General features: G+C 68.3%; 22 protein-coding genes. 9 read left to right on the top strand and 13 right to left on the bottom strand.

The annotated features are described in order from the left end of the window. Positions 1-11: 11 nt before the first annotated feature. Positions 12-422 (bottom strand): VOC family protein, encoded by a 411-nt coding sequence (locus AAHA49_RS00365; RefSeq protein WP_342036801.1) that lies wholly within the window; start codon positions 420-422, stop codon positions 12-14. 108 nt (positions 423-530) lie between these two features. Between AAHA49_RS00365 and AAHA49_RS00370 the strand changes: the two genes are divergently transcribed. Next, entirely contained in the window at positions 531-1421 is an 891-nt protein-coding gene (locus AAHA49_RS00370; RefSeq protein WP_342036802.1) for a helix-turn-helix domain-containing protein, read from the top strand. On the opposite strand, the gene mqo is transcribed toward AAHA49_RS00370, so the two are convergent. Further along, positions 1404-2903 (bottom strand): malate dehydrogenase (quinone), encoded by a 1500-nt coding sequence (gene mqo / locus AAHA49_RS00375; protein ID WP_342036803.1) that lies wholly within the window; start codon positions 2901-2903, stop codon positions 1404-1406. The two genes, AAHA49_RS00370 and mqo, sit on opposite strands and share 18 nt — an antisense overlap. Positions 2904-3018: 115 nt before the next feature. Between mqo and AAHA49_RS00380 the strand changes: the two genes are divergently transcribed. After that, a complete protein-coding gene (locus tag AAHA49_RS00380; protein WP_342036804.1) occupies positions 3019-3930 on the top strand; it encodes a LysR family transcriptional regulator in 912 nt (303 codons plus the stop codon). Here AAHA49_RS00380 and AAHA49_RS00385 read toward each other — a convergent pair. Then, a complete protein-coding gene (locus tag AAHA49_RS00385; RefSeq protein ID WP_342036805.1) occupies positions 3927-4847 on the bottom strand; it encodes a LysR family transcriptional regulator in 921 nt (306 codons plus the stop codon). The genes AAHA49_RS00380 and AAHA49_RS00385 overlap by 4 nt on opposite strands. Before the next feature lie 115 nt (positions 4848-4962). On the opposite strand from AAHA49_RS00385, the gene AAHA49_RS00390 reads away from it, so the two are divergent. The 4 genes from AAHA49_RS00390 (at position 4963) to AAHA49_RS00405 (ending at position 11512) form a co-directional block, all read left to right on the top strand. Beyond that, positions 4963-6132: a PrpF domain-containing protein gene (locus AAHA49_RS00390; RefSeq protein ID WP_342036806.1), complete on the top strand. Its 1170-nt coding sequence runs from the start codon at positions 4963-4965 to the stop codon at positions 6130-6132. An 82-nt stretch (positions 6133-6214) separates the two neighbouring features. Then, positions 6215-7594: an SLC13 family permease gene (locus AAHA49_RS00395; RefSeq protein ID WP_342036807.1), complete on the top strand. Its 1380-nt coding sequence runs from the start codon at positions 6215-6217 to the stop codon at positions 7592-7594. Between the two features lie 139 nt (positions 7595-7733). Next, positions 7734-8867, top strand: a complete 1134-nt coding sequence (locus AAHA49_RS00400; protein ID WP_342036808.1) for a metallophosphoesterase family protein — start codon at positions 7734-7736, stop codon at positions 8865-8867. Further along, entirely contained in the window at positions 8864-11512 is a 2649-nt protein-coding gene (locus tag AAHA49_RS00405) for an AAA family ATPase (RefSeq protein ID WP_342036809.1), read from the top strand. Before AAHA49_RS00400 ends, AAHA49_RS00405 begins: the two co-directional genes overlap by 4 nt. Positions 11513-11532: 20 nt before the next feature. Here AAHA49_RS00405 and AAHA49_RS00410 read toward each other — a convergent pair whose 3' ends face one another. The 5 genes from AAHA49_RS00410 to AAHA49_RS00430 form a co-directional block, all read right to left on the bottom strand. Continuing rightward, on the bottom strand, positions 11533-13290 hold the full coding sequence (locus AAHA49_RS00410; RefSeq protein WP_342036810.1) for a class I adenylate-forming enzyme family protein: 1758 nt from the start codon (positions 13288-13290) through the stop codon (positions 11533-11535). 152 nt (positions 13291-13442) lie between these two features. Further along, positions 13443-14609 carry an acyl-CoA dehydrogenase family protein gene (locus AAHA49_RS00415; RefSeq protein ID WP_342036811.1) on the bottom strand — a complete coding sequence of 389 codons (1167 nt, stop codon included), beginning with the start codon at positions 14607-14609 and terminating at the stop codon, positions 13443-13445. 128 nt (positions 14610-14737) lie between these two features. Further along, positions 14738-15580: a fumarylacetoacetate hydrolase family protein gene (locus tag AAHA49_RS00420; protein WP_342036812.1), complete on the bottom strand. Its 843-nt coding sequence runs from the start codon at positions 15578-15580 to the stop codon at positions 14738-14740. A 44-nt stretch (positions 15581-15624) separates the two neighbouring features. Continuing rightward, a complete protein-coding gene (locus AAHA49_RS00425; protein ID WP_339392904.1) occupies positions 15625-16503 on the bottom strand; it encodes a VOC family protein in 879 nt (292 codons plus the stop codon). Positions 16504-16625: 122 nt separating this feature from the next. Further along, on the bottom strand, positions 16626-17612 hold the full coding sequence (locus AAHA49_RS00430) for an AraC family transcriptional regulator (protein ID WP_342036813.1): 987 nt from the start codon (positions 17610-17612) through the stop codon (positions 16626-16628). A gap of 154 nt (positions 17613-17766) precedes the next feature. Here AAHA49_RS00430 and AAHA49_RS00435 point away from each other — a divergent pair, with 154 nt between their 5' ends. From AAHA49_RS00435 to AAHA49_RS00445, 3 genes are read left to right on the top strand one after another with little or no spacing between them, the layout of a single operon-like run. Next, the gene (locus AAHA49_RS00435) at positions 17767-19695 is read left to right on the top strand and encodes an FAD-dependent oxidoreductase (protein WP_342036814.1); all 1929 of its coding nucleotides are present in this window, start codon (positions 17767-17769) and stop codon (positions 19693-19695) included. Then, the gene (locus AAHA49_RS00440; RefSeq protein ID WP_342036815.1) at positions 19692-20750 is read left to right on the top strand and encodes a maleylacetate reductase; all 1059 of its coding nucleotides are present in this window, start codon (positions 19692-19694) and stop codon (positions 20748-20750) included. The genes AAHA49_RS00435 and AAHA49_RS00440 overlap by 4 nt, the downstream gene beginning before the upstream one ends. Further along, on the top strand, positions 20747-21673 hold the full coding sequence (locus AAHA49_RS00445; RefSeq protein WP_342036816.1) for a dioxygenase family protein: 927 nt from the start codon (positions 20747-20749) through the stop codon (positions 21671-21673). Before AAHA49_RS00440 ends, AAHA49_RS00445 begins: the two co-directional genes overlap by 4 nt. Before the next feature lie 64 nt (positions 21674-21737). Here the strand turns inward: AAHA49_RS00445 and AAHA49_RS00450 are convergent, their stop codons facing one another. The 5 genes from AAHA49_RS00450 to AAHA49_RS00470 form a co-directional block, all read right to left on the bottom strand. Beyond that, a complete protein-coding gene (locus AAHA49_RS00450) occupies positions 21738-22463 on the bottom strand; it encodes a DeoR/GlpR family DNA-binding transcription regulator (protein WP_342036817.1) in 726 nt (241 codons plus the stop codon). 28 nt (positions 22464-22491) lie between these two features. Beyond that, positions 22492-23538 (bottom strand): 4-hydroxythreonine-4-phosphate dehydrogenase PdxA, encoded by a 1047-nt coding sequence (gene pdxA / locus AAHA49_RS00455; protein WP_342036818.1) that lies wholly within the window; start codon positions 23536-23538, stop codon positions 22492-22494. 88 nt (positions 23539-23626) lie between these two features. Then, entirely contained in the window at positions 23627-24217 is a 591-nt protein-coding gene (locus tag AAHA49_RS00460; protein WP_342036819.1) for a nucleotide-binding domain containing protein, read from the bottom strand. After that, positions 24218-25024: a four-carbon acid sugar kinase family protein gene (locus tag AAHA49_RS00465; RefSeq protein ID WP_342036820.1), complete on the bottom strand. Its 807-nt coding sequence runs from the start codon at positions 25022-25024 to the stop codon at positions 24218-24220. Beyond that, positions 25021-26487 carry a GntP family permease gene (locus AAHA49_RS00470; protein WP_342036821.1) on the bottom strand — a complete coding sequence of 489 codons (1467 nt, stop codon included), beginning with the start codon at positions 26485-26487 and terminating at the stop codon, positions 25021-25023. Before AAHA49_RS00470 ends, AAHA49_RS00465 begins: the two co-directional genes overlap by 4 nt. Between the last annotated feature and the right edge of the window lie 195 nt (positions 26488-26682).

The following is a 26682-nucleotide window of genomic DNA, read 5'->3' on the forward strand; positions in this document are numbered from 1 at the left end:
TTCCCGGCGGCTCAGCCCCAGTTCTTCGCATCAGTGATGCAGAACGGGTGGCCAGCGGGGTCGATGAGGACCGTCCACGTCTCGCCCGGCTGCGGTTCGGCCCGGGTCGCACCGAGTTCGACGCACCTCTCGACTGCCTGCTCGATGTCCTCAGCGGCGAGATCGAGATGGAACTGCTTGTGGCCGTCATCGGGCCATTCCGGGCGCTTGTAGTCGGGAATCGTGCCGATGCCCAACGCGTGGCTGGGTCCTTTGAGCATCGCGTAGTTCTCATCCGAATACACGATCGGCCAGCCGAGGACGGCGGACCAGAACTCACCGAGGGGACCGGCATCCGGGGCATCGAGAGTGACCATCGCGAGGCTGGCGACGGGGGTCGACGAGGAAACAGTGGATTCGGAGTCTGTCTGCGTGTCAGTCATGTCTGCCATTCTTGTCCTATGGGCGAGGCCGTCACTAGGAAAAAACCGCCACGAGCGGCACCGGGACCGTCGCGTGCCGATCGTGGGGTCGCGCCGCCTCCGGACCACATGATCGGCAGGGTGCTGCGTCCCGGTGACCTGCTCGACCATGCGCAGTATGCGATGGCCGCCCCCGCCGAGGCGCTGCGACCCTGGATCGAACGCTACTGGTCCGTGACCTGGGACCTCGGCCCCGACGAACGGTATCTCGCGACGACCGTGTCCGAACCGGCGGTCAACCTCACCTCGGAGTGGGGCGATCTCGATCGTGCGGGGACCACCGGGCCCGGACTGTGGGTGACCGGGCCGGTCACCCGCACGCGGTTCGACGTCGGGCTCGTCGGCACCGGCGGTGTCGTGGGGGTGAAGTTCCGCCTCGGCGGGACCTGCGCCTTCTCCTCAGGACGGCCGGCGGGCGTGCGGGATACGACGGTGCCGGCCTCGCGGTGGTTCCCCGGCATCGACGGGGAGCTCAAGGTGCCTGCGGATCTGACATCGGCCGCCGAGGTGGTCGACCGGTGGCTGCTGGCGCTGGCTCCCGAACTCACCGAGGGCTATGAGCGGGTGCGACGCGCCCTGAGCATCATGGCCGATTCCTCGACGACGAGTCTGCGCGAGCTGGCCGGGAGGATGGCGCTGAGCGAACGCAGTCTGCAACGGCTCTTCCTCGACCACTGCGGGGTCGGCGTCAAGCGGATCCTCGTGCGCGCACGCGTCAGCGATGCCGTGGCCGCGCTCGACCGCGGCTGGGAGGGCTCACTCGGTGAGCTGGCGACCGAACTGGGGTGGTTCGACCAGTCGCACTTCACCGCCGACTTCCTCCGGGTGACTGGCTGCCGCCCGACCGAATACATCGCCGATGCGGACCGACGGCGAGGCGATGCGGCCCGACGGCGCGCAGACCCGGACCCGGGAGGAGAAAGGGCGATCCGCGGGGCGGTCTCACCTGATCTCGGCTGACGATCCCAACCCCAGCGCCCGGTCGGTGCGGCCCTGACTGGCGGCCACCGCCTCGGCGTCCCAGGACCGGCGCTCGAGATCGGGAACCGCGCGCATCACCCGCTCCTTCCACCCGCGATGCCAGGCTGCAGGGAATGCGCGGGTCAGCAGATCGATCATGATCGGCACCGCCGTCGACGCACCGGGGGAGGCGCCGAGGAGACCTGCGATCGAACCGTCAGCGGAGACGACGAGCTCGGTGCCCTGCTGGAGCACGCCGACCCGTCTCGGATCGGGTGTGACGAGCTGGGCCCGCTGACCTGCGGGAACGAGCTCCCACTCGTTGCGCCGCGCTGCGGGAAGGTAGCGGCGCAGCTGCTCGAACTTCGTCGTCGGACTCGCCGCGAGCTGCCCGATGAGATACCGGACGAGGCTGAGATTCTGCAGACCCGCGGCGGCGATGACAGCGAGATTGCCTGGTCGCAGCGTGCGGAAGAAGTCGGTGAGCCGACCGCGCTTGAGCAGCTTCGTGCTGAACGTCGCGAACGGCCCGAAGAGCAGATGCTCCTCACCGTCGACGACGCGCTTGTCGAGATGCGGCACCGACATCGGGGGAGCGCCGACCTCGGCCTGACCGTAGACCTTCGCGTCATGACGTCGGACCACCGACGGGACCGAACACCGATAGAACGCGGCACCGACGGGCAGGACCGCATAGCCTCTGACCTCGGGGATCCGGGCCTTCTGGAGCAGGTGGAGGGCGAATCCGCCGGCACCGACGAACACCGTCGACGCCCGGATCGCGAACCGCTCACCGGCAGCCTTGCCGGACACCACCCAGTCGTCACCGCGGCGCTCGAGACCGGTGACGTCGTGCCCGGTGAGCACCTCACTGCCGGTCTCGGCGCCATTCGCCGTGACGACGGAGAGGAGAGCGCGGGTGAGCGCTCCGAAGTCGATGTCCGTGCCGCGCTCCACCCGGGTCGCGGCGATCGGGCCGACGGTCCCTCTGCCCTCCATCGTCAGCGGCGCCCACTGCGCGATCCGCTCCGGATCCTCGGTGAGCTCCATGTCGGCGAAGAGCGGATCGGCCCGCAGCGTGCCCACCCGCCGACGCAGATAGTCGACATCGTTCTCACCGAAGACGAGATTCATGTGCGCCGTGCGATGGATGAATGTCGAGGGATCGATGAGTCCCTCCTCGGCGAGATGCGACCACCACTGCCGGCTGAGCTGGAACTGCCGGGCGATCGCGGCGGGCTTCGACCCGTCTGCCGGATCGGGCATGTAGTTGAGTTCGCAGAACCCGGAATGGCCGGTGCCGGCGTTGTTCCACGGGTCGCTGCTCTCGGAGGCGAGCTCACCGGACTTCTCGAGCACGACGATGCGCCACGAGGGTTCGAGGACGGCGAGCATCGACCCCAGGGTCGCCGACATGATGCCGGCGCCGATGAGCACGATATCGGCCTCGGCGTTGGGGGCGGAGTGCGGTGAGCGGGGCATGACGGTCTTCCCTTCGGATGCGGCGGGCACTGAGCGGGGCGCTGTGCCCGTACCTCCACGATGCGCCTCACGGATTCATCCGTCCAATGAGTGAAATGATGAGTATGATCCGAATATGGATGACATGCTCGATGCCCTCGCCCCGCAGCTGCGGGCACTCGTCGAACTTGTCGACCAGGACGGGCATATGACCGATGCCGCCTCCGTCCTCGGCATCCCTCAGTCGACGATGAGCCGACGCATCCACGGACTCGAGGACCGCCTCGGCGTGCCGATGATCGTCCCTCACGGCCGCGCGATCGGCCTGACCCGGCAGGCGCGCGACCTCGTCGCCCAGGTCCGCGCACCGCTGCGGGAGATCGGCGGGGCGGTGACGGACCTCGCCGAGGCGGCCGACCCCGACCGCGGCACGATCCGCTTCGGCTTTCCGCTCACCATGGGCGCCGGTGTCATCCCCGACCTGCTCGCGGCCTTCAGCGACGCCCATCCCGGCATCCGCCTCGACCTCAAGCAGGCCCACGGCGCCGTCCTCAGCGATGATCTCCGGCAGGGGATCCTCGACGCAGCGATCATCATCCCGCCGCCGGTCGACATCGCGCACGAGGTGCTTGCGCAGCAGCGGATCGTCCTTGCCGTCTCCTCCGGCCACCGGCTCGCTGGGCACCGGTCGGTCGCACTGTCGACGCTGGCGGGGGAGCGGTTCATCGCCAACCCCGAGACCTACAACCTCCGTGAGCTCACCGATGAGTGGTGCCGGGACGCTGGCTTCGTCCCCGAGGTGAAGACCGAGGTCACGGAGTTCTCGACGATCCGCGAATTCGTCAGCCGCGGCATGGGTGTGGCCCTGCTGCCCCGCAGCGTCCGTCCCGTCGATGGCCTCGCCGAGGTGGAGCTGCGCGGCGGGTCGTACACCCGGGCCGTCGCCCTCGTCACCGGCGCTCGGAGACCCAGCCGCGTCGTCGAGCGCCTGCGCGACTTCATCCGCGAGCGTGCACGCGACTGGGCGACCGCCCGGACCGGCGTCTAACGGCTCCACTCCTTCGACCCGCTCACCGTGCGGAACGAGCGGACGAGGGCGAGCGTCGCCGGCGACTGAACGCGTTCGGCGAGTTTCGCGAGCAGGATCCGCCGCGGAGCGGGGTTGCCGCGGATCGCGACGACCTTGACCTCGGGCCCGTGCGAACGCACCGCAAGGCGCGGGGCGATCGCGACGCCGAGGCCGGCGGAGACCATGCCGAGCAGCTCCTGATAGTCGTTGGCCTCGAAGACGACATGCGGGTCGAAGCCTGCCTCCCGGCAGATCCGCTCGAGCACCGAGGCCACCGGGTGCGATGACCGGGTGATCCACCGGTCGCCGGCGACCTCCTCGAGATCGACGATGCGTCGCCGGGCGAGCGGGTGGCCGGCCGGCAGGAGGAGCATCGTCGGCTCCTTGAGCAGCGTCGTCTGGACGGGGATCTCCGCGCCGATCGGCGCCCACGGATAGTCCCACAGGGTCGCGTGGTCGCCCCCCCGCCGTTCGAGCGCCTCCTCGATGCGATCGAGCCGGTAGCTGCGGACCGTGACCTCGACCTCGGGATGGAGGTCGTGGAAGTGGAGGAGGACCTTCGGCATCACCGAGGCGGCGAACGTCGGGAACGTCGCAATCCGCACCTCACCGCGCTCGAGCGTGGCGAACGCCGCCATGTCGTTGCGGGCGGCCGCGAGCGCATTGTCGATCCGCAGCGCATACGCCGAGAGCCTCACCCCGGCATCGGTCAGGCGCATCCCCTTCGGGTGGCGGACGACGAGCGGGAGGCCGACTTCGCGTTCGAGCTTGCTCATCTGCTGGGAGACCGCGGAGGTCGAGAGCGCGAGTTCGTCGGCGGCCGCGGAGAGGCTGCCTGTCCGACTGACGAGAAGGAGCAGGAGGAGCCGGTCGACGTTGTACGGCGCTGAACTCATGGTTTAAGCATAGCTTAGAGAGGAGTAATCAAGTGTTGATTGAACTTAAGTGAAACCGGTGTCACCGTGAATCGAGACGTCGCACCACGGCGACGACGGGATCGAGGAGACACAGGTGAACGGTCAGCTCCACGGACAGTGGTACCGAGGCGGCACATCGAAGTGCTGGCTCTTCATGGGAGACGAGATGCCGACGGATCGGGCGCAGATCGCCCATGCGCTCACTGCGGCATTCGGATCCGGCGACGACCGGCAGCTCAACGGGGTCGGCGGAGCATCGTCGACGACGTCGAAGGCGGCGATCATCTCACCCTCGGCGATCCCCGGCATCGACATCAGCTACCTCTTCGCGCAGGTGGGGATCGGACGCTCCGCGGTCGAGTTCACCTCGAACTGCGGCAACTGCGCCTCAGCGGTCGCGCTGTTCGCGATCCAGAACGGCCTCGTCCGTCCGACCGGCGACCTCACGACGGTGAGGATGATCAACGAGAACACCCGCTCCGTCCTCGCCGCCGAGGTGGCGACCCCCGGCCGGACGGTTCCGACCGATGGCAGCGAGACGATCCCCGGCAGCACGATGCCGGGCATCCCGGTCGACGTCTGCTTCGAAGGCGTCGACGGCACCTCGACAGGGGAGCTGCTGCCGACCGGGAAGCCGGTGGAGACGCTCGCCGTCGGCTCCCGCACGGTCAGGGTCACCGGCATCGACGCCGGCGCCCCCGCATGCTTCGTCGCGGCCGCCGACCTCGGGATGACCGCAACCGAGACGCAGGCCGAGATGCGGCTGCGCCTGCCCGAGCTCATCGGCATCCGCGAGCTCGCCTCCGCTGCGATGGGCCTGACCCTGCCCGGCGAGGAGGTCAGTCCCGCAGTGCCCAAGGTCGGCATCCTCGGTCGGCCCTGCGATTACACGACGACGACCGGTGAACGGATCGACGCCTCCGACTACGACATCGCCGTGCGCATGGTCTCGATGTTCGACCCCCACCCGGCCATCGGGATCACCTCGGCGATCGCCGCAGCACGGGCCGCCTTCGTCGAGGGCAGCCTCGTGCGGGATCTCATCGACCCGGACAGACTCGACCCGGTCGACGGGCACGCGCTGATCCGCCTCGGCACCCCGGTCGGCGTCGTCGCCTGCCGGGTGCAGGTCGACTCCGCAGGCGACGTCACCCGACTCGGCATCAGGCGTGTGGCCCGGCGGATCGCGAACGCCGCGATCGACCTGCCCGAGATCGACCTCGCCGCAACCCACCCGGAATCGACCCTGCCGCTCGTCGGCTGAACTGCCCGGTCAACGGACCGACCGGCGCAGACCACCGCACCACCGCAAGAATCACACTGACAATGAAGTTGGAGGAACTCCCATGACCCTCGTACAGATACTCATCCTGGTCGTTCTGGTGGTGATGTTCGTCATCGCCACGAAATGGCCGATCAACATCGGGATCATGGGGTTCGTCGGAGCGTTCCTCTTCGGCACCTTCGCCTTCGGCATGAGCGACAAGGAGATCCTCGCGGAGTTCCCGGCGAGCATCGTGCTCACGATCATCGGCGTGACGTTCTTCTTCAGCATGGCCCAGCGCAACGGCACCATCAAGATGCTCGTCGATCTCGCGATCCGGGCCGTGCGCGGTCGCCTGGGCATCGTCCCCTGGATCTTCTTCGTCATCGCCTCGATCCTCACCGCATTGGGCACGTTCTCTCCGGCGGCGGTCGCCCTGCTCGCCCCCGCCGCGATGGGATTCGCCGCGGCCTCGGGCTACAGCGGGGTCGTCATGGGAGCGATGATCATCAACGGCGCCCACGCCGGCGCGTTCTCCCCGATCTCGGTCTCGGGCATCATCGTGCGCGACATCGCCAAGGAGAACGGCTTCGACATCGACAAAGGCGCGCTCTTCGCCGCCTCCTACGTCATCAACGTCCTCGTCACGGTCCTCACCGTCATCATCATGCGCCTCATCGGCCGCCTGCGCACCACCCCCGAACCCGAGGCCGTCGACGGCGGCGCAACGGGGACGGCGGCGGCCGGGGGAGGCGGCGATCGCCTCGGCGGGAGCACCACCACCCCTGCCGGTGCCGCGTGGGGCAAAGGCGGAACCCAGCTGACCGCGCCCGCTCCCGCTCCGGCTCCGGTGCGTACGAACACACTGAGCCCGCAGGTGTGGCTGACCCTGTCCCTCATCGCGGTCATGGTCATCGGTGCCTTCGGCTTCGAACTGCCCATCGGGTTCCTCGGCCTCGCCTGCGGACTCGTCCTCGCCTTCACCTCGATGAAGCACTCCGAGACCTTCGTCTCCGGGATCTCCTGGTCGACCGTGCTCCTCGTGTCCGGCATGATCGTCTACATCAGCCTGCTGTCGAAGGCCGGGGTCATCGATTCGCTCTCGACCATGGCGGTCGCGATCGGCGTTCCGCTCCTCGTCGCGGTCGTCCTCTGCTACGTCATCGGCATCAGCTCGGCCTTCGCCTCGTCGACGGCGCTGCTCACGGCGTTCATCCCACTCTCCATCCCGCTGCTCGAGCAGAGCGACCTCAGCCCGACCGCGGTCATGGCGGCACTCGCGATCTCCGCGACGATCGTCGACGTCTCCCCGTTCTCGACCAACGGCGCCCTCGTCATCGCCAATGCGAAGGGCACGGCGGCGAAGACGATCTGGCGCGACCTCATCATCTACGGGGCCATCGTCATCGCCGTCGCCCCGCTGCTCACCTGGCTCCTCCTCGTCGTCTCCGGCGTCATGTGAGACGCAGGTGCTCATGTGAGACCGGCACAGGGCTCGTCCATGCGGGCGGGCCCTGTGCCGTGTCCCACAGTCCGTGTCCGTGCCGAACCGTAGCCTGGGGTGCGTACATAGGATTGAGGCAGACGTGAGGAGGGCACCGATGAGATTCATCGCCACCGGAGACTGGCAGCTGGGCATGACCGCGCATTTCCTCAGCGCCGAGGCGCGCCCCCGTTACCAGCGTGCCCGGCTCGATGCGATCCGCCGGATCGGGGAGCTTGCCGCGGAGAGGGAGGCCGCGTTCGTCCTCGTCTGCGGCGACGTGTTCGAGTCGAACCAGCTCGACCGGGCGATCGTCGCCCGCACCTTCGACGTCCTCAATGATTTCACCGTCCCCGTCGTCCTCCTGCCCGGCAACCACGATCCGCTCGATGCGTCCTCGATCTACGACTCGCAGGCCTTCGTCGCCCGGCAGCCCGCCGAGGTGACGGTGCTCCGCGACTCGACGCCGTTCGAGGTGGTGCCCGGAGTCGAGATCGTCGGTGCCCCGTGGTTCTCGAAGCGGCCCCTGTCCGATCTCGTCGCCTCTGCCACCGCTGACCTCGCCGAGGTGGCACCCGGGTCGGTGCGCATCATCGCCGGTCACGGGGCCGTGAGCTCGCTCGACCCGGACAGGGAGTCGCTCGCGACGATCGACGAGGCGAATCTGCGGCACATCCTCGACTCCGGTCGCGCCCAGTTCATCGCGCTCGGCGACCGGCACGCGACGTACTCCGTGACCGATCGGATCTGGTACCCCGGGTCTCCCGAGGTCACCTCCCGCCGGGAGGACGATCCGGGCAATGTCCTCCTCGTCGACATCGAGTCCGAGTCCCATGTCGTGAGTGTGGAGAAGATCCCTGTCGGTCAGTGGACGTTCACGGTCATCGAGGCCGGCGTCGACTCCGACGACGATGTCAGTGCCCTCGAGGCGCGTCTGGCGGCGATCCCGGACAAGGACCGCACTGCCGTGTGGCTCGTCCTCACCGGCACCCTGTCGACGGCGGCCAAGGCGAGACTCGACGAGGTGCTCGACCATGCCGGGGATCTCTTCGCCCTCGTCTCCCTGTGGGAGCGGCATTCGGACATCGCCGTCGTCGCCGCCGACGAGGACTTCGCGGGACTCGGCTTGAGCGGGTACCTGCAGGAGTCCCTCGACGAACTCGCCGACCGCGCCGCCGGGGACGACGCCTCCGCGTCCACCGCTCAGGATGCCTTGGGCCTTCTCTACCGATTCGCGAGGAGCGGAGCATGAGGCTGCATTCGATCAGACTGCGGAACTACCGTGGCATCACCGACGCCACCGTCGACTTCTCCGACGGGGTGACGATCGTCGAAGGCCCCAACGAGGTGGGCAAGTCCTCGATCCATGAGGCGATCACGCACCTGCGGGAGGACAAGGCGAGTTCGAAGAAGGCGAGCATCAAGGATCTCCAGCCCATCGGCGTCGATGCCGGTCCCGAGGTCGAACTCCACCTGACCAGTGGCGACGTCGAGATGACGTACGCGAAGAGGTGGCTGCGCGGTCAGTCGACGACACTGTCGATCCTCCGCCCGAATCCGCAGCAGCTCTCCGGTGATGAGGCCCACGAGCGCTTCAGCGCGATCCTCGCCGAGACCGTCGACGTCGACCTGCTCGTCGCCCTCGATGTCGCCCAGGGGGAGAGCCTCGACCAGGCGCCGATGGCCCAGATCAACGCCCTGCAGTCGGCGCTGAGCGAATCCGGGACCGAGGTCGCCGACCATGATGCGTTCCTCGAGAAGGTCGAGGCCGAGTACGCGAAGTACTTCACGAAGTCGGGCAAGCGAACCGGAGAGTACAGGAGCATCGACGACGAGGTGGCCGCCGCCGAGGAGGCTCACCAAGAGCTGCTCGTGCGCAGTGAGGCGATGGACGACCTCGTCGACCGTCATGCCCGGGCCACCGCCCGACTCGAGAGCGTGCGCGAACAGCTGAGCGAAGCGGTCGAGAAACGCGATGCCGTCGAGGAGTCCGTCGCCGCGCTCGCAGCGCTGAGATCGGCGCTCACCACGGCTGAGGAGAGCGCCGAGGCGGTCGCCCGCGATCTCACTCTGGCGAACGAGGCACGGGAGCGACGCGTGACGCTCGTCGACGACGCGGCCGCCGCGACGGCAGCGGTGACCGAGGCGAGCGGCCGTGCGCGCGCACTCGAAGCGGAGCAGGTGGAGAAGGACGAGGCGTTCTCCCGCGAGCAGGCCGGGCTGGCCGAGGCGCAGGAACGACTCGGCGCTCTCCGGGATGCGGCCAAGCGGACGGCGCGCAGGCTGGCGCGGACACGGGCGCAGGGCGAATTCGCAGACCTCGGCCGGCGCCTCGGCGAGATCAGAATCGAGGACGAACGACGTTCCACAGCGCTGGCGACGATCGGATCGATCGACGTCACAGCCGCCGACGTCGAACGCCTGATCTCGCTCGAGACGGATGTGCGCATCGCGAAAAGCGCGAAGACGGCCGCGGCTGCGCAGATTCGGGCTCATCGCCTCGGTGAGACCCAGGTCCGCGTCGGCGAGGTCGCCCTCGGGGAAAACGGTGAAGAGGAATTCGCCGTGACCAGCGAGCTCCTGGTCGCGATCGACGGGATCGCGGAGATCACCGTGCGACCCGGAGCCTCTCCGGTCGAACTCGACCGAGCACTGGACGCGGCGACAACGGCGTTGGAGCGGGAACTCGAGCGCCTCGGGGAGGACTCGGTCGACGAGGCGAGGGAGCAGGCGCAGCGCCGATCCGATGCCGACGCCGAGGCGGCTGAGGCTGCCTCGACGCTCAAGGCCCTGCTCGGCCGGGATCGGCGGGAGGACCTCGAGACGAGGTTCGCGCGGGCCGAAGCTATGGTCGCGAGCGGAGACAAAGACGCAGGAACCGAGGAAGCAGAGAAGCCTGAAACGGGGGCCGGCGCGGACACGGAACGAGCGTCGATCGCCGAACTCGAGAGCGCCCTGTCTGATGCCGAGGCGGCTGTCGATGCTTCCCAGTCTGCGGTCGACGAGGCCGCAACGAGACTCGACACGGCGCGGACCGCCCGCGACGAGGTTCGGGTGGACGCGGTACGTGCGCAGACCAGCGTGCAGGAGACCACGGCGCAGGCGCAGAGACTGACGCAAACGTTGGCCGAAGCGCGGGAGGCGCACTCCGATGATGCGCTTGCGGCGGCGGTGGCGCAGGCGGGGGAGCGGGCACAGGAGGCCGCGACACGGGTGGTCGAGGCTCGCGCGGCCTATGAGGCGGCCGATCCGGAGACACTGGAGATGACGGTGAAGAACCTCCGTCAGCTCGTCGTGAGCAAGGAGGCGCAGCGGGAGTCCGACCGGCAGGAGGTCGACGGGTTGACCGCGGTCATCGATGATCGTGCCGGTGAGGGGATCTATGAGAAGCTCTCCGCTGCCGAAGAGGCGCTCGAATCCGCGCGGGCGCGGCAGGCGAGGCTCGAGCGCAGTGCTCGGGCGATCGAGATGCTGCGGTCGACGGTGCTGGCGCACAAGGAGGAGGCGCAGCGGAAGTACGTCGCTCCCTTCAAGGAGCAGATCGAACGGCTCGGCCGGCTGATCTTCGGGCCGGGACTCTCCGTCGAGGTCTCCGAGGATCTCGAGATCGCCTCACGGACGTTGGGCGGGACGACCGTTCCCTTCGCGTCGCTCTCGGGAGGCACCAAGGAACAGCTGTCGCTTATCGGCCGTCTGGCCGTCGCAGCCCTCGTCGACTCGAAGGCCGGAGCCCCGGTCATCCTCGACGACGCGTTCGGCTTCGCCGATCCCGAACGCCTCGCCGCGCTCAACGTCGTCCTCGGCAACGTCGGCGAGAGCGCGCAGGTCATCCTGCTCACCTGCCAGCCAGAGCGCTTCGCCTCCGTCGGCGGAGCAACGACGGTCAGTCTGGGGTAGAGCCGCAGTTCGCCCCTCTGTCAGTTGGCCGAGTCGGTCGCGCCGACATCGGCACGGGCAACTTCGTCTGGCCGCGCCTGAGCAGACTCAGCCGCCTCGGCGCGGATCGTGCGGCGCAGGATCTTGCCCGAACTCGTCTTCGGCAGTTCGTCGATGAACGTCACCTGGTGAGGTGCCTTGAACGAGGCAAGCCGCTCGCGGCAGAAGGCGATGATCTCCTCGGCACTCGCCTCGGCGCCCGGCTGCAGGGTGACGAACGCGGCGACATCCTCCCCGCGATACTCGTCGGGGACACCGACGACCGCCGCCTCCTGCACAGCCGGATGGGTGTAGAGGACGTCCTCGACCTCACGCGGCCACACCTTGTAACCCGAGGCGTTGATCATGTCCTTCTTCCGGTCGACGATGAACAGCCACCCGTCCTCGCGCATGTAGCCGACGTCCCCGGTCCGCAGCTCACCGCCGGGCAGCGACTCAGCTGTCGCCGTGGGATTGTTGATGTACTCCGAGGCGACCTCGGGGCCCGAGATCGCAACCTCACCGATCTCCCCGGGTCCCACCGGCTCACCGAAGTCGTCGAGGATGCGGATCATCGTATCCGGCTGCGGCAGCCCACAGGAGAGATTACCGCTGTCAGGGTCGACGGGAGCCTCGAGCCCAGCAGGTACAGCAGCGGCCTGACCGACCGTCTCCGTGAGACCGTACCCCTGCCCGATCGGCACCCCGAACCTCTCCTCGAACTTCGTCACCAACCCCTCAGGCAGCGGAGCGCCACCGGACATCAGCCGTTTGAACGACGAGAAATGATCGGGGGTGACGGCCGGATGCGCGAGCATCGCGGTGAACGCGGTCGCCGGCCCTGCCATGTAGCTCGGCCGCTCGTTGACGAGCAGATCGAGGAACGAATGCGGATCGAACCTGTAGTTGGGGATGAGCCGCGCACCGCCGGAGACTCCAGCGATGAACAGGCAGATGAATCCGGTGATGTGGAAGATCGGTGCCAAGGTGAGGTAGCCGTCCCCAGGTTCGAACAGCGGATTGCGGACGTTGTAACGGGAGTTGCTCGACACCGAGGCATGCGACCCGGATGCGCCCTTCGACCGTCCCGACGTGCCCGAGGTGTAGACGACGATCGCCTCGTCCTCGGGAGCGGGATCGAGGGGTGTGAAATCGGTGGCGAGGCGCTCGGTGACGATCGCCTCGAAGTCGGGACCGCCGAGGAAGTCCGGGGATCCCGGATCCGCGTTCACCCCGGGTGCACCGGGCAGGCCGTCGAACATCGAGAAGATCGAGGAGGGGCCGTTGACCTGGTAGCCGCGATCATCGGCGAGGACGATCGTGGGAATCGACTCCGCGTACGGTTTCACCCGATCGAGGTAGGCGGCCTTCGACACGACGAGGGCCGCGATCTCGGCGTCGGCGAAGACATGCTCGAGTTCTCCGCGATACATCGGGTTGAGGGGAACGACGACACCGCCCGCTTTCCAGATGCCGTAGACGGCGACCATGAACGCCGGCGTGTTCTGGTCATAGATGCCGACGCGGTCGCCCCGGCCGATGCCCTGCTCGGACAGATACGCGGCGAAGGCCGTCGACTGCCGGTCGAAGTCCGACCACGTCGGTTCGTATCCGTAGTAGCTCACGGCGACCTCGTCACCGCGCGCGGCCACCGTCGCGGCGAGATCCCGCAACGGGGTCGAAGTCTCCAGCAGGTGCGGTATCGGGGCGATGTCGCCCCACGCCTGCAGCCAGGGGCGGGTGTCGAACCATGAGCTCATCGCGTCACTTCCTCACGTGCCGTCGGCAGGAGCGCAGAGGATCTTCGACACCCCGCGCACCCATGCGCGGTGGTGGCGGATGACGTCAGCGCTGACCTCTCAAGTGAACATTCGTTCAGTGCTACTCACCCTATTCACTCGCGACGGGGGAGTCAACGGTTTCGGTGGCGCTGGGCGATGTCGCGGCCGATGAGCTCCTTCATCACCTCGTTGGCACCACCGAAGATCGCCTGGATCCGGTTGTCCTTGAACGCCCGGGCGATCGGGTATTCGAGCATGTAGCCGTAGCCGCCGAAGAGCTGCAGGCAGCGGTTGACGACCTCGATCTCGAGATCGGAGCCCAGATACTTCGCCTTCGCCGCATCGACGGCGGTGAGCTCCCCGGCGTTGAGGGCGAGTGCGCACCGATCGATGAAGGCCTCGAGCGCATCGACGCGGGTCTCGAGTTCGGCGAGTTCGAACCGCGTGTTCTGGAAGTCGCCGATCGTCTGGCCGAAGGCGGGACGGGAGAAGACGTACTCACTTGTCCATTCGAGGGCCGCGCGGGCGGAGGCGAGCGTCCCCGAACCGATGAGCAGGCGCTCGGTGGGGAGGTTGACCATGAGGTGGATGAATCCCTGGTCGAGTTCGCCGAGGAGGGCATCGGCGGGCACGCGGACGTCGGTGAAGGAGAGCTCCGCGGTGTCCTGAGCCTCCATGCCGAGCTTCTTGAGCAGGCGGCCGCGGGCGAAGCCGGGAGTGTCGGTGTCGACGATGAACAGCGACGTGCCGCGTGCGGCTTTGACCTCAGGGTTCGTGCGGGCGACGACGATGACGAAGTCGCTGTGATAGCCGTTGGTGATGAAGGTCTTCGCCCCGTTGATCACCCAGTCCTCGCCGTCGCGCACGGCCTTCGTCGTGATCCCCTGGAGGTCGGAGCCGGCCCCCGGCTCGGTCATCGCGATCGCACCGATCTTCGCGCCCGACGCCAGTCCCGTGAGGTACTTCTCCTTCTGCGCCTGGGTACCGAAGGCCTTGAGGTAGCCCGGGACGATCCCGTCGGACACGCCCCAGCCTGCGGTCACTCCGCCGACGCCTCTGCGGGCGATCTCCTCCGAGCGCACCATCTCGAAACGGTAGTCGTCGACGCCCGCGCCGCCGAACTCCTCGGGGATGGCCAGCCCGATGACACCGGCCTCAGCGGCCTTGACCCACATCCCACGATCGACGAGGTGGCTCTCCTCCCACTCCTCGACGTGCGGGACGACCTCCCGGTCGAGGAACGCGGCGACTGTGCCGCGGAAGGCTTCGTGATCGTCGTCGTACAGGTCCCTCTTCATGGCCGCCCTTCATCGGTGCCGGAAAGCGTCCGCCTCCGGCTCCGATGCCGCGACGGACGACGATCACTGATCGTTCGTTCAGTCTGGCACCGGGGCCGGAGGCGGTCAAGCAGGGCCGCGCTGCGAGCTCAGCCGACGAACTCCTGGCGGATCGTGCCGATGCCCTCGATCGTCGAGACGAGCACCTGGCCCGGCTGGATGAGCTTCGGGGGTTCGCGGGTGAAGCCGACGCCAGAGGGCGTGCCCGAGTAGATGACGTCACCGGGGGAGAGGGTGAGGATCTCCGAGAGCTTCTCGACGAGCGAGGGCACGTCGAAGAGCATCTGGCTCGTCCGCCCGGACTGGACGACCTCGTCATCGAGCGTGCACGTGATCTCGAGATCGTCGCGGTTCGGCAGCTCATCGGGGGTGACGAGCCACGGACCCTGCGGGGAGTACCCGGGATAGGACTTTCCGAGGCCGAACTGGGGGGCCGGACCCTCGAGCTGGATCTTCCGCTCCGAGATGTCCTGCCCCACGGTGACACCTGCGACATAGTCCCAGCCGGTGCCCGCGGCGATGTTGTGGGCGGTGCGCCCGATGACGATGACGAGCTCGGCCTCCCAGTCGTTGTCACCGCCGGGGACGAGGGTGACCGTCGTGTACGGACCCGAGAGCGAGGACTGGAACTTCGGGAACACCGGAGGCAGCTTGTCGGGGGTGTCGAAGCCGCTCTCGGTGACGTGCTCGGCGTAGTTGAGTCCCACGCCCATCGACTGCAGGGGGCGGGGCGAGACTGCGCCGAGCTGCGCGGGGTCGATTGCCACGGTGTCCCCGGAGGCGTTCGGCGCCCAGGTCAGGAAGTCATCCCACTGGTCGTAGACGTCCTGGATCTCCGGGCCGAAACGGCCCTCACTCGCGGTGGCGACGTCGATGCCCTCGGTCTCCGAGGTGAGGATGACGGCGCGGGAGTTGTGGTTGGCAAGCTTCATGGTGTCCCTTTCGGTGGGTGAGGAATGTCAGCAGTGCGGGTGCGTCAGCGGGGCGCGTTGGCGACGCCGTGGTCGAGGATGCCGGGAGGAACCTGGCCGTCCCACTGGTTGATCCAGTAGAGGTCGTCGGGATCCCAGTGCCTGGCCGGACGCTCCTTGTCGCGGATCGTCTCCATGTCGCAGTAGTACTCGATGACCGTCCCGTTGGGTTCGACGTAGTAGACCGCGACATTGTCCCCGGCCCCGTGGCGCACCGGTCCCCACGCCAGGCGCGCACCGCGACGGGCCAGACGATCGCCGAGGCGGACGAGGTCGAAGACGTTCCCGGCCTGCCAGGCATGGTGGTGGATTCCGGTCTTGTTCGACCGGAAGATCGCGATCCCGTGATGGTCGTTGTTGCAGCGCATGAAGAAGTTGTCGTTGCCGATCTGATCGGAGACGGCGAACCCGAAGACATCGCGGAGGAACGCGCTCTGGGCGATCGGGTCGGCGACCTGGATGTTCGTGTGCCCGAGCCGGTCCGGTGCGGCCGAACCGCGCTTGAGCATGCTGTAGTCGAGCTTCTCGGTGTAGATCTGCCACGTGAAGCCCTCGGGGCCGACGAACGCGAACCCCTTCTCGATGTGGTCCTCGATCGGATTCTCCGAGATCACCTGATAGCCGCCGCGATCGACCTTCGCGCGGATCGCCGCCAGCTCCTCGTCATTCTCCACGACGAGCCCCGTGTGATCGAGGGCGTCCTTGTCCGACTGCGTGTAGACGATCTCATGGTGCTTGTTCTGCGCCGTGAGGAACGCCTTCTTCCCGCTCGACTCGGACTCGACGAGTCCGAAGACGTCGATGGCATTCGTCATCGAAGCCCCGAGGTCGCGCGTGAGCAGCGAGACGTATCCGATCTCCGAGACAGATCCTTGTGCGGTCATGGTCCACTCCTCTTCGAGCTAATCAATCATAATGATTATGCTCAATACGATAGCAGTGAATCCCCGACAATCAAGAGGCCCGGCCGAACTTCCTCCGACGCCCTCGACACCGGGCCCGAGGATCACGGTTCCTGACGCGCCCGCATCTGCCTGCGGTGCTTGAGCGGGGTGATCCCGAACCGGGCGGCATAGCTGCGGGAGAGCTTCGCCTGGGAACGGAACCCGCTCTCGACGGCCACCTCGGCGATCGAAGCACCGGCGCGGTCGGGATCAGCGAGGATCGACCGGGCCGTCTCCAGCCTCGCGGCAGCCACGGCCTGCGGCAGACTGTGCCCCGCCTCGGCGAGGATCCGGGAGAGATGACGTTCGGACACTCCCGTGAGCCGGGCGATCCGGCCGGCGCTGAGATCGGGTTCGCGATGGTGGTCGGCGATCGCTGCGAGGACGTCGTCGACGATGTCGACGGACCCGCTGAGCCCGGAGAGCATCGTCCCGAGCAGGTCGAGGAGGCGATCGTGAAGACCGGACCCGGCACGCAGGCCGCGCCCGATGAGCCCGTCAGCCACCTCGGCGAAGTCATGCCCCGAGGCCCGGGCCGCCGGACTGCGGTCGAGGTCGAGCACCGTCGGACGCGTCCACGTCGGCGCACCGGTGAGCTCCTCGACGGTGGTGCGCGGCAGGCGCACGACGATCTCGTCGACTCCGCCGATGAGATCGCGGGCGAAGGCCGTGTCCCCGCTGCACACGACACCGCGACCGGGGCCGAGATCGAACCCCCCGCTGCGATGGACGAAGGTGCTCATCCCGGCCAAAGGCACGTAGACGAGCGCCCCCGACACCGGGTGGGCGGCGATGTCGGAGGCCCCCCGCCGCACCGAATGCTCGCTGCCCGTCACTCGAGCGATGCGCATGTCGGCGAGGTCGAGCGTCGAGGTCTCGGCCCGGAACCGGGCCCCACCCGCATGCGCGGTGCGCAGACCCACGAGCGTCGACGCATGGTAGTCCTCCCACCCGGAGACGCGACGATGCGAGGGCACGGAGCCCGTGGCGAACCGCGCGAGCGCACGAGGCTCGCCGGCCGCAGTCGCTGTGTCACCGGGGACGGACATGCCCCCATGCTAGACGCGATGATGTGACCCGGCTCTCAAGTTTTTGTCGATTTCGGCCACGATCGCCTCGGCGGGGTGACTCCGCACCCTCCGGCTGCCACGCTCGAGCTCAATCGTCATGGTCCACCGCAGCATCACGACAAGGAGAGCCACCATGGTCACCTTCGACGACGGCGTCGCAGAGACGACGACCCCGGACGGGGACACCGTCGACACCGACGTCCTCATCGTCGGCTCGGGCCCGGCGGGCGCCTCGGCGGCGCTCTTCCTCTCCACCCTGGGCGTGCCCAACATCATGATCACGAAGTACCGGTGGACGGCGAACACCCCGCGCGCCCACATCACCAACCAGCGGACGATGGAGATCTTCCGCGACGTCGGCATCGAGGACCAGGTCCTCGCCGAGGCGACCCCGCACGAGATGATCGGCGACACCGTCTTCTGCACCTCGATCGCCGGGGAGGAGATCGGACGGATCCTCACGTGGGGCAACCATCCGGCCAGGCACGCCGACTACGAGCTCGCCTCGCCTTCGCTCAACTGCGATATCCCGCAGACCTACCTCGAACCGATCCTCGTGAAGAACGCGACGATGCGCGGAACCCAGACCCGCTTCTCCACCGAATACCTCTCCCACGTCCAGCACCCCGACCACGTCGATGTCACCGTCCTCGACAGGCTCACCGGTCGCACCCAGGTCATCCGCGCGAAGTACCTCATCGGCGCCGACGGCGCACGGTCGAAGGTCGCCGCCGACATCGACCTGTCGATGGTGGGGCAGATGGACATCGCCGGGTCGATGAACATCACGTTCACAGCCGACCTCGAGAAGCTCGTCGGACACCGGCCCTCGGTCCTCTACTGGGTCATCCAGCCGGGGTCGAACATCGGCGGGATCGGCGCGGGCCTCGTGCGCATGGTCAGGCCGTGGAACGAATGGCTCATCGTCTGGGGCTTCGACATCGACCAGGGCGTGCCCGAGGTCACCGAGGCCGACGCGCTGCAGATCGTACGCAACCTCATCGGCGACCCCGGCCTCGAGGCGGAGATCACCGGGATCTCCCTGTGGGGCAACAACGAACAGTACGCCACCCGCCTGCAGTCGGGGCGGGTCTTCTGCGCCGGAGACGCCGTGCACAAGCACCCGCCGTCGAACGGTCTGGGCTCGAACACTTCGATCCAGGACTCCTACAACCTCGCGTGGAAGCTCGCCGCCGTCCTGAACGGCACCGCGGGGGAGGAACTGCTCGAGACCTACACCGCCGAACGCGCGCCCGTCGCCCGGCAGATCGTCACCCGCGCCAACCAGTCCGGCCGCGAGTTCGGTGAACTCTTCTCAGCCCTCGGCCTCGAACCAGGACAGACCGAGGAGGAGATGACCGCAGCGATCGCCGCCCGCAAGGATGCGACCCCCGCCGGAGCTGAACGCCGCCGACAGGTCAAGGCGGCAATGGAGCTGAAGAACTACGAGTTCAACGCCCACGGCGTCGAACTCGGTCAGCGCTACACCTCCTCAGCGGTGGTCGACGACGGTCGGGAGCCGACGCCCAACCCCCGCGACCCCGAGCTCTACTACGAACCGTGCACCGATCCCGGGGTGCGCCTGCCGCACGCCTGGGTGGGCAACTGTATCGAGAAGTCCTCGACTCACGACCTCGCACCGTATTCGCGTTTCACCCTCATCACCGGCACCACCGGGGCGGCGTGGGAGGACGCCGCGCGGACGGTGAGCGACCGCCTCGGCGTCGACGTCACCACCGTCGTCATCGGCCCCGACCGCGACATCACCGACCTCTACTTCGACTGGGACCGGGTGCGCGGCATCGCCGAGGACGGGGCGATCCTCGTCCGCCCCGACACACACATCGCGTGGCGGGTGGAGACCCTGCCGAGCGATCCCGCAGGCGACCTCGAGACTGCCCTGACCGCGGTGCTCTCCCGTGAGAGGCTCACCCGTGGAGCCGGGGGACGTGCCGGGGTTGCCGCTGATGCAGAGCCCGGTGATGCTGCCGGTACCCGGGCCGCTGAGGCGACACAGCCGACGACCGACCCCATCATCGAGAAGCAGGAGGCACCCGCATGACCCTCGACTTCACCCATCAGACGCTTCGCCAGCGCGTCGTCTTCGCCCCCGGCCAAGCGGCCGCCCGCGTCGGCGACGAAGTCGACCGACTCGGCGCCGAGCGCGTCATGGTCATCGTCTCCGGATCCGCCGCCGAGAAGGTCACCGACTTCACCGAGCACTTCCCGGTGGCGCTGTGGCATCGGGAGGTCGTCATGCACGTCCCCGCCGAGGTGGCCGACCGTGCCGTGGCCGCCGCGGAGGTCGGCGACATCGACCTCATCGTCAGCGTCGGCGGCGGATCGGCCACGGGACTTGCGAAGGCCGTGGCGCTCGAGACCCGGATCCCCATCATCGCCGTGCCCACCACCTTCGCCGGATCCGAGGCAACCAATGTGTGGGGCCGGACCGAGAACGCCCGCAAACGCACAGGCACCGATGACGCGGTGCTGCCGACGACCGTCGTCTACGATGCGCAGCTGCTCACCGACCTGCCCCACGACCTCGCCGTGTCCTCCGGGCTCAACGCCCTCGCCCACTGCATCGACTCGATGTGGGCGCTGCGCGCCGACCCGATCAACGCAGCGCTCGCCCTCGAGGGCATCCGGGCGCTCAACCGCGGCCTGCCGCAGCTGGGACCAGGCGACGACGGACTCAGCGGCCTCGAGGACACGCTCTACGGCGCGTACCTCGCGGCGGTGGCGTTCGCCTCGGCGGGGTCCGGGATGCACCACAAGATCGCCCACGTTCTCGGAGGCACCTTCGGCCTGCCGCATGCCCAGACCCATGCGATCCTGCTGCCCCACATCCTCGCCTTCAACGCCCCCGGAGTGCCGGATGCGGAAGCGCGCATGGCCGAGGCCTTCGACGCCGAGACGGCCGTCGAGGGCCTGCGCCGCCTGCGGGAGGCCGTCGGTGCGCCGAGCGCGCTCTCCGAGATCGGCTTCTCACCCGGCGACATCCCCGAAGCCGTCGACCTGTCCCTGTCCGCGATCCCCGAATCCAACCCGCAACCGGTGACGAGGGAGAACCTCACCGCCCTGCTCACCGCCGCCACGAATGGAGTGCAGCCATGACGAACACCACCGACACCACCGCCTCGGCGACCGCAGGCAAGGCGACCGGCCTCACCCCCGACGAGGTCGAATCGCAACTCATCGACACGGTCATCGCATCCTTTGCCGGCACCTCCGATGCGCGGCTCAAGGAGCTCCTGACCTCACTCGTCACCCACCTCCACGGCTTCATCAGGGACGTGCGCCTGACCGAGGAGGAATGGAACCAGGCGATCAACTTCCTCACCGCGGTCGGACACATCACCGACGACCGCAGGCAGGAGTTCATCCTCCTCTCCGACGTCCTCGGCGCCTCGATGCAGACGATCAATGTGAGCAACACGCCGTACAAGGACGCCACGGAGGCGACGGTCTTCGGACCCTTCTTCGTCGACGATGCACCGCAGATCGACAACGGCGGCGACATCGCCGGCGGGGGAGTGGGACAGCCCGCCTGGGTCGAAGGAGTCGTCCGCGACACCGACGGCAACCCGGTCCCCGGGGCCCGCATCGAGGTGTGGGAGGCCGACGAAGAGGGACTCTACGACGTCCAGCATGACGACGACCGCGTCTACGGCCGCGCCTTCCTCTTCTCCGAGGACGACGGCTCGTTCCGGTTCTGGGGACTCACCCCTACCCCGTACCCGATCCCCGACGACGGCCCGGTCGGTGCCCTGCTCAAGGCCACCAGCCGCTCGCCGATGCGCGCGAGCCACCTCCACTTCATGGTCACCGCACCCGGGTTGCGCACCCTCGTCACCCACATCTTCGTCACCGGTGATGAGCTGCTGGCCACCGACTCCGTGTTCGGGGTCAAGGAATCCCTGGTCAAGGACTTCGAACAGCAGCCGGCCGGCACCCCGACCCCCGACGGCCGCGACCTCGGCGATGCGACGTGGTCCCGGGCCCGGTTCGACATCGTCCTCGCCCCCGAAGGGGTGTGACGCGCAGGACTCACAGGGCGCCCCTCGCGGGCCGCGCCTCGCGGCCCGGTCGGCGCTGGGAGGCTCAGTCGCCGCCCGTGCCCTCGCCGGACTCGTCGATCCAGATCCACCCGGCGGGCAGCGGCGCCCAGGCGGCGACCTCGCGGCGATCCTTCGAGGAGTCGGCGAGGACGACGACGCGGCGCGCGCGTTCGGCGATGAGCTCCTTCGTCCGCGCCTCCTCGAGCGTGGGTTCGCCGAGCCCGATGTCCGGGTCGACGGCATCGGCGCCGAGGAACGCAACGTCGACGTGGATGCGGGACAGGGCGTGATCGCTCAGCGCACCGGTCGTCCCGTGCGACATCGTCGAGACCTCCCCGCCGACCATGACCACGCGCGGGCCGTGAGGGTGGGCGAGGGTGAGGGCGATCTCGAGTCCGCGGGTGATGACCGTGAGATCGCTGCGGTCGCGGATGCGCTCGGCCAGACGCACCGTCGTCGACCCGGCGTCGAGGAAGATCGTGCGCACACTCGGATCGATGAGGTGGGCCGCGGCTGCGGCGATCGTGTCCTTGGCCTCCGCGTTGAGCTCCATGCGCTGCCCCAACGGGGGTTCGACGTAGCCGGCGGCGGTCGCCCCGCCGATCGTGCGGATGACCTCACCCGCCTCGGCCATCTCGCGCAGGTCCCGGCGGATCGTCGACTCCGAGGTGCCGAGTTCGGCGGCCAGCCGCGGGATCGTCCACGACCCTGACTTGAGCAGGGACCCGATCGACTCGCGTCTCCTCTGCGTACCGGTGCGGATCGCCATCGGCTGCCCTCCTCAGTTCCTCGTGCTCCTACCTCGGCAGATACTCCGCCCGGATTCCGTCGACGAAAGGAGCGTAGCCGATGGCCGCGGTGTAGGCCGAGCGCATCGTGCCCGCATCGGCGAGTCCCTTCCCTGCGATGTCGAAGGCCGTGCCGTGATCGACCGAGGTGCGCAGGATCGGCAGACCCACGGTCACGGAGATCGTTCCGTCGAAGTCGAAGGTCTTCGAGGCGATGTGGCCCTGATCGTGGTACTGCGAGAGGATGCCGTCGAAGCGGCCGGTCAGGCCCTGGTGGAACACGGAGTCCGCGGGGATGGGTCCGGCGACATCGAAACCGCTGCCGGCGTTGACGGCCTCGACAGCGGGGCGGAGGATCTCGATCTCCTCATCCCCGAACGCTCCGTTCTCCCCGCCGTGCGGGTTCAGCGCGGCCACGGCGAGTCTGGGCTCGGCCACCCCGTAGAGCTGGAGGGCACGGTGGGCGCGTTCGATCGAATCGACCTGGGTCTCGACCGTGAGCGCGTCGATCGCCTTCCTCAGCGACATGTGCCGGGTGGCGAAGAAGATCTGGAGCTTGTGTCCGGGCGCCTTCGTGTTCTCGACGACGAACATCGTGTCCTGCTTCGTCACCCCCGTGAGCTCCCCGAGCATCTCGGTGTGCCCGAGATGGACCGAGCCGGACTCCCAGACGGCTTCCTTGTTGATCGGTCCGGTGACGATGCCCGCGATCCGCTGGTCCATCGCCGCCGTGGTCGCGACTTCGATCGCCGTCACCGCGGCCTTCCCCGCTCGGGCGTCGACGGTGCCCCACTCGGGCAGGTTCTCGCCGAGGACGCCGATGTCGAAGACGTCGATGACACTTTCCCCCGCCGAGGCGGTCGACCAGTCGGTCACCGACCGCAGCTCGACGTCGAGGCCGAGGACCTCGACGGCGCGCCTCATCACGGCGAGGTCGGCGACGGCGATGCCGTGTTGGTCGTCGCGACCGGCGAACTCGGCGAGCACCTGTGCGGTGATCTCGGGGCCGATGCCGACGGGGTCTCCGACGGTGACGGCGAGGACGGGTGCGCTCATGAGCTTCTCCTTCGTTGCTGGGCTGGGCCGGATCCGGTCAGTCTGGCGGGTGGCAGGTCGAGTGGACGGGGGTGGTCGGCGATCGGGCTCATCCCTGGCCGACCCGGGAGACGGCTCGGAGGTAGTCGAGGCACTGCGTCGCGGTGTCGGAATCGCCGATGAGCCCGCCCTTCGTCACGATCGGCAGACCGTCGCAGCGTCCCCCGACGAGGCGGCCGCCGACGGCGAGCGGGATGATCTCCTTGGCGATCTCCATACCCACCGCCCCGACGCTGCGCATCACGGCGGCGGTGACGTCGCCGCCGGTCGTGTAGAGGCCGGTGACCGCGGGGGAGGAGAGCAGGATGCCGGCGATCGCGGCCAGCCGCCGCGTCGTCTCCTCCGACTGCGCATCGGTGAGCTCGCGCACGTCCGAGCCCTCGACGACGGTGGCGATGATGATCGCCTTCGCCGAGGTGACCCCGTCGACCCGGGCGAGCGTGGCCTCGACGTCGGGCAGGCCGTCCTCGTCGACGGCGGTGCCGATGAGTGCGACGAGAGGATCCTCGGCCAGCGTCGCCAGCTGCGCTCGGGTGACCTCGGTGGCCGAACCGGAGATCCCGAGGATGACGCCGTTGGGTCGCGTCGGCAGCAGCGGCAGAGCCAAGGCGAGGCTGCCGGGACCCGGATCGATCGTCACCTAGTCGATGAGCTCACCCCGGCGCAGATTCGCGTGCAGCCGGACGTGCTCTCCGGGCGTGTCCGGGGCGGTGGCCGCGATCTCGCGGGTCACCGAGGCGACGACGGAGCCGACGAGGTCGATGTGCTCGGTGGTCAGGGCGTCGACGATGATGACGTCGGCACCCGAGGCGATGCCGGTGACCACCTCGGCGCGGATGGCGAGTCGTCCCGCGAGGACATGGGAGAGGTCGATGCGGTGGGTCTCGAGGTCGGTGCCGTCCTCAAGGATCTTCGCCACCTGGGAGGTGCGCATAGGCGAGCGGACGTCCCGGGCGAGCTCCGTGTGCTCGAGGAGCCTGCCGTCGAGGAGTTGGAGGCCCTGGACTGTGGTGCGCCCGGCCTGGGGGAAGGCGGGAACGCAGAGTCCGATGACCCGCTTGGGCGCTCCGCCGGACTCGGCGGCGATGCGGCGTCGGGCGCTCAGGGCCGCCTCGGCGGTGACACCGACGTTGCCGCGCAGGGTCGTATCGATGCGGCACGCGAGGAGGTCGACGTCCCCGGCGCTGCCGATGAGGGCGGCGGTGAGTTCGGCGGCCTTGACCGGGGGCAGATGTCGGGAATCGGCGTTGAGGACCACGGCGTCGTAGTCGTCGAGGAGGACGTCGAGGTCGACCGTGTCCTGTGCTCTCGTGCCGGTGACGGTGATGGTGCGCAGGCCCGCCTCGGCGAAGAGGGCCCCGCACGCGTTGCCTCCGGTGAGGTCGTCGGCGACGATGAGGATCCGTGAGTGCTCCGGCTCGGGGGAGACGGTCGGCTCGGTGCTCATACGACCAAGTCGAGCACGAAGAGGAGCGGAATGGAACCGAGCCACACGGCCGTGGTGATGCCCGACCAGCCCTTGATCGCCTGGATGCCGTCGAGGCCGGCGAAGCGGGTGACGACCCAGAAGTACGAGTCGTTGAAGTAGGAGAAGACCATCGATCCGGCCGTGCACGCCATGACTGCGACGAGCGGGCTGAGCCCCAGCGGGGCGATGAGCGGGGCGGTGACGGAGGCGGCGGTGATCATCGCAACCGTACCTGAGCCTTGGGCCAGGCGGACGAGGGAGGCGATGATGAACGGCACGAGCAGGGCGGGCAGGCTGATCGAGGCGATCGCCTCGGCGAGTGCGTCGCCGACACCGGATTCGCGCAGCACCATTCCGAAGCTGCCGCCGGCACCGGTGATGAGGAGGATGAGGCCGGCCGAGGCGGCGGCGTCGGCGAGCCAGCTCTGGACCTGCGTGCGCGGGGTGAGCCGCGGCAGGAGGGTGTAGACGGCGAGGACGAGGCCGATGATGAGGGCGACGACGGGGTTGCCGATAAACGCGAGCGGGGCGACCCAGCTCGAGGGCTCGTAGTCATCGCCGGAGAGGACGCCCTGGGCGTTGCGGTCGATGGCCGTGGATACGGTGTTCGCGACGATGAGGAGGAGGGGGATGATGAGCGGGAGGAAGCCGAGGAACGCTCCCGGCTGCTTCGTGCCGGCATCCCTCACCGAGGTCGTCGCCTCCACCGTCACGGTCTCCGTGGTGCCGTCGGGTTCGGTGATCGTCTCGACCGCGCTCGTTGAGGAGGTCGGGGCACCGGCGGCGACGGTCGAGTAGACGTCGTGCCTGACCTTGGCATTGAGGAAGGGTTCGAGCTTCGGGCCGATCCAGCGGGCGTAGATGACGACGACGGGCAGGAGGAGGACCGTGAAGACGAGACCGGTGAGGATGACGGAGCCGATGTCGGCGCCGAGGATGCCGGTCGCAGCGAGCGGGCCGGGCGTGGGCGGAACCATGTGGTGGGTCAGCGTCATCCCCGCGCCGAGCGCCAGCGCCAGGGTGATGTAGCCGCCGCGCTTGACGCGGGCGATCGACCGGGCGAGCGGGTTCATGATCACGTACCCGGAGTCGCAGAAGACCGGAATCGACACGAGCGATCCGACCGAACCCATCGCCCACGGTTCCCGGCCCTTGCCGAAGGCGCGGAGGAAGGCCCGGGCCAGGGAGTCGGCGGCGCCGGAGACCTCGAGGATCTTGCCGATCCCGACGCCAAGGCCGATGACGATGCCGATGCTCGCCAGCGTGTTCCCGAAGCCGGTGGTCACGGCGTCGATGAGGGAGAGCAGGTCCTGCCCGGCGACGACGCCGGTGACGATCGCGGCGATGAGCAGGGCGATGAAGGCGTCGAGGCGGGTGAAGAGAACGATGACGACGATCGTCGCGATCCCGGCGACAAGAGCCAGGATGAGCTGCAGGTCCATGGTGTCCTCCACGATGAGGCTGACCGGTCGGTCCGGTCAGAGTCGTGCTGTCTTCCGGGACGGCGTCGATGCCGGCCAGAAAGTTGCTCAGTATGAGCAAGTATGTTCCATAACTGCTCAGCAACGCAAAGAAAATTCTCAGAGATCTCACCGACTGGGCCTTGATTGATACCCCTAGGGGGTATAGATTGGCGA

It is taken from the genome of Brevibacterium ammoniilyticum, from assembly GCF_038429965.1.
In the GTDB taxonomy this organism is placed as follows: domain Bacteria; phylum Actinomycetota; class Actinomycetes; order Actinomycetales; family Brevibacteriaceae; genus Brevibacterium; species Brevibacterium ammoniilyticum.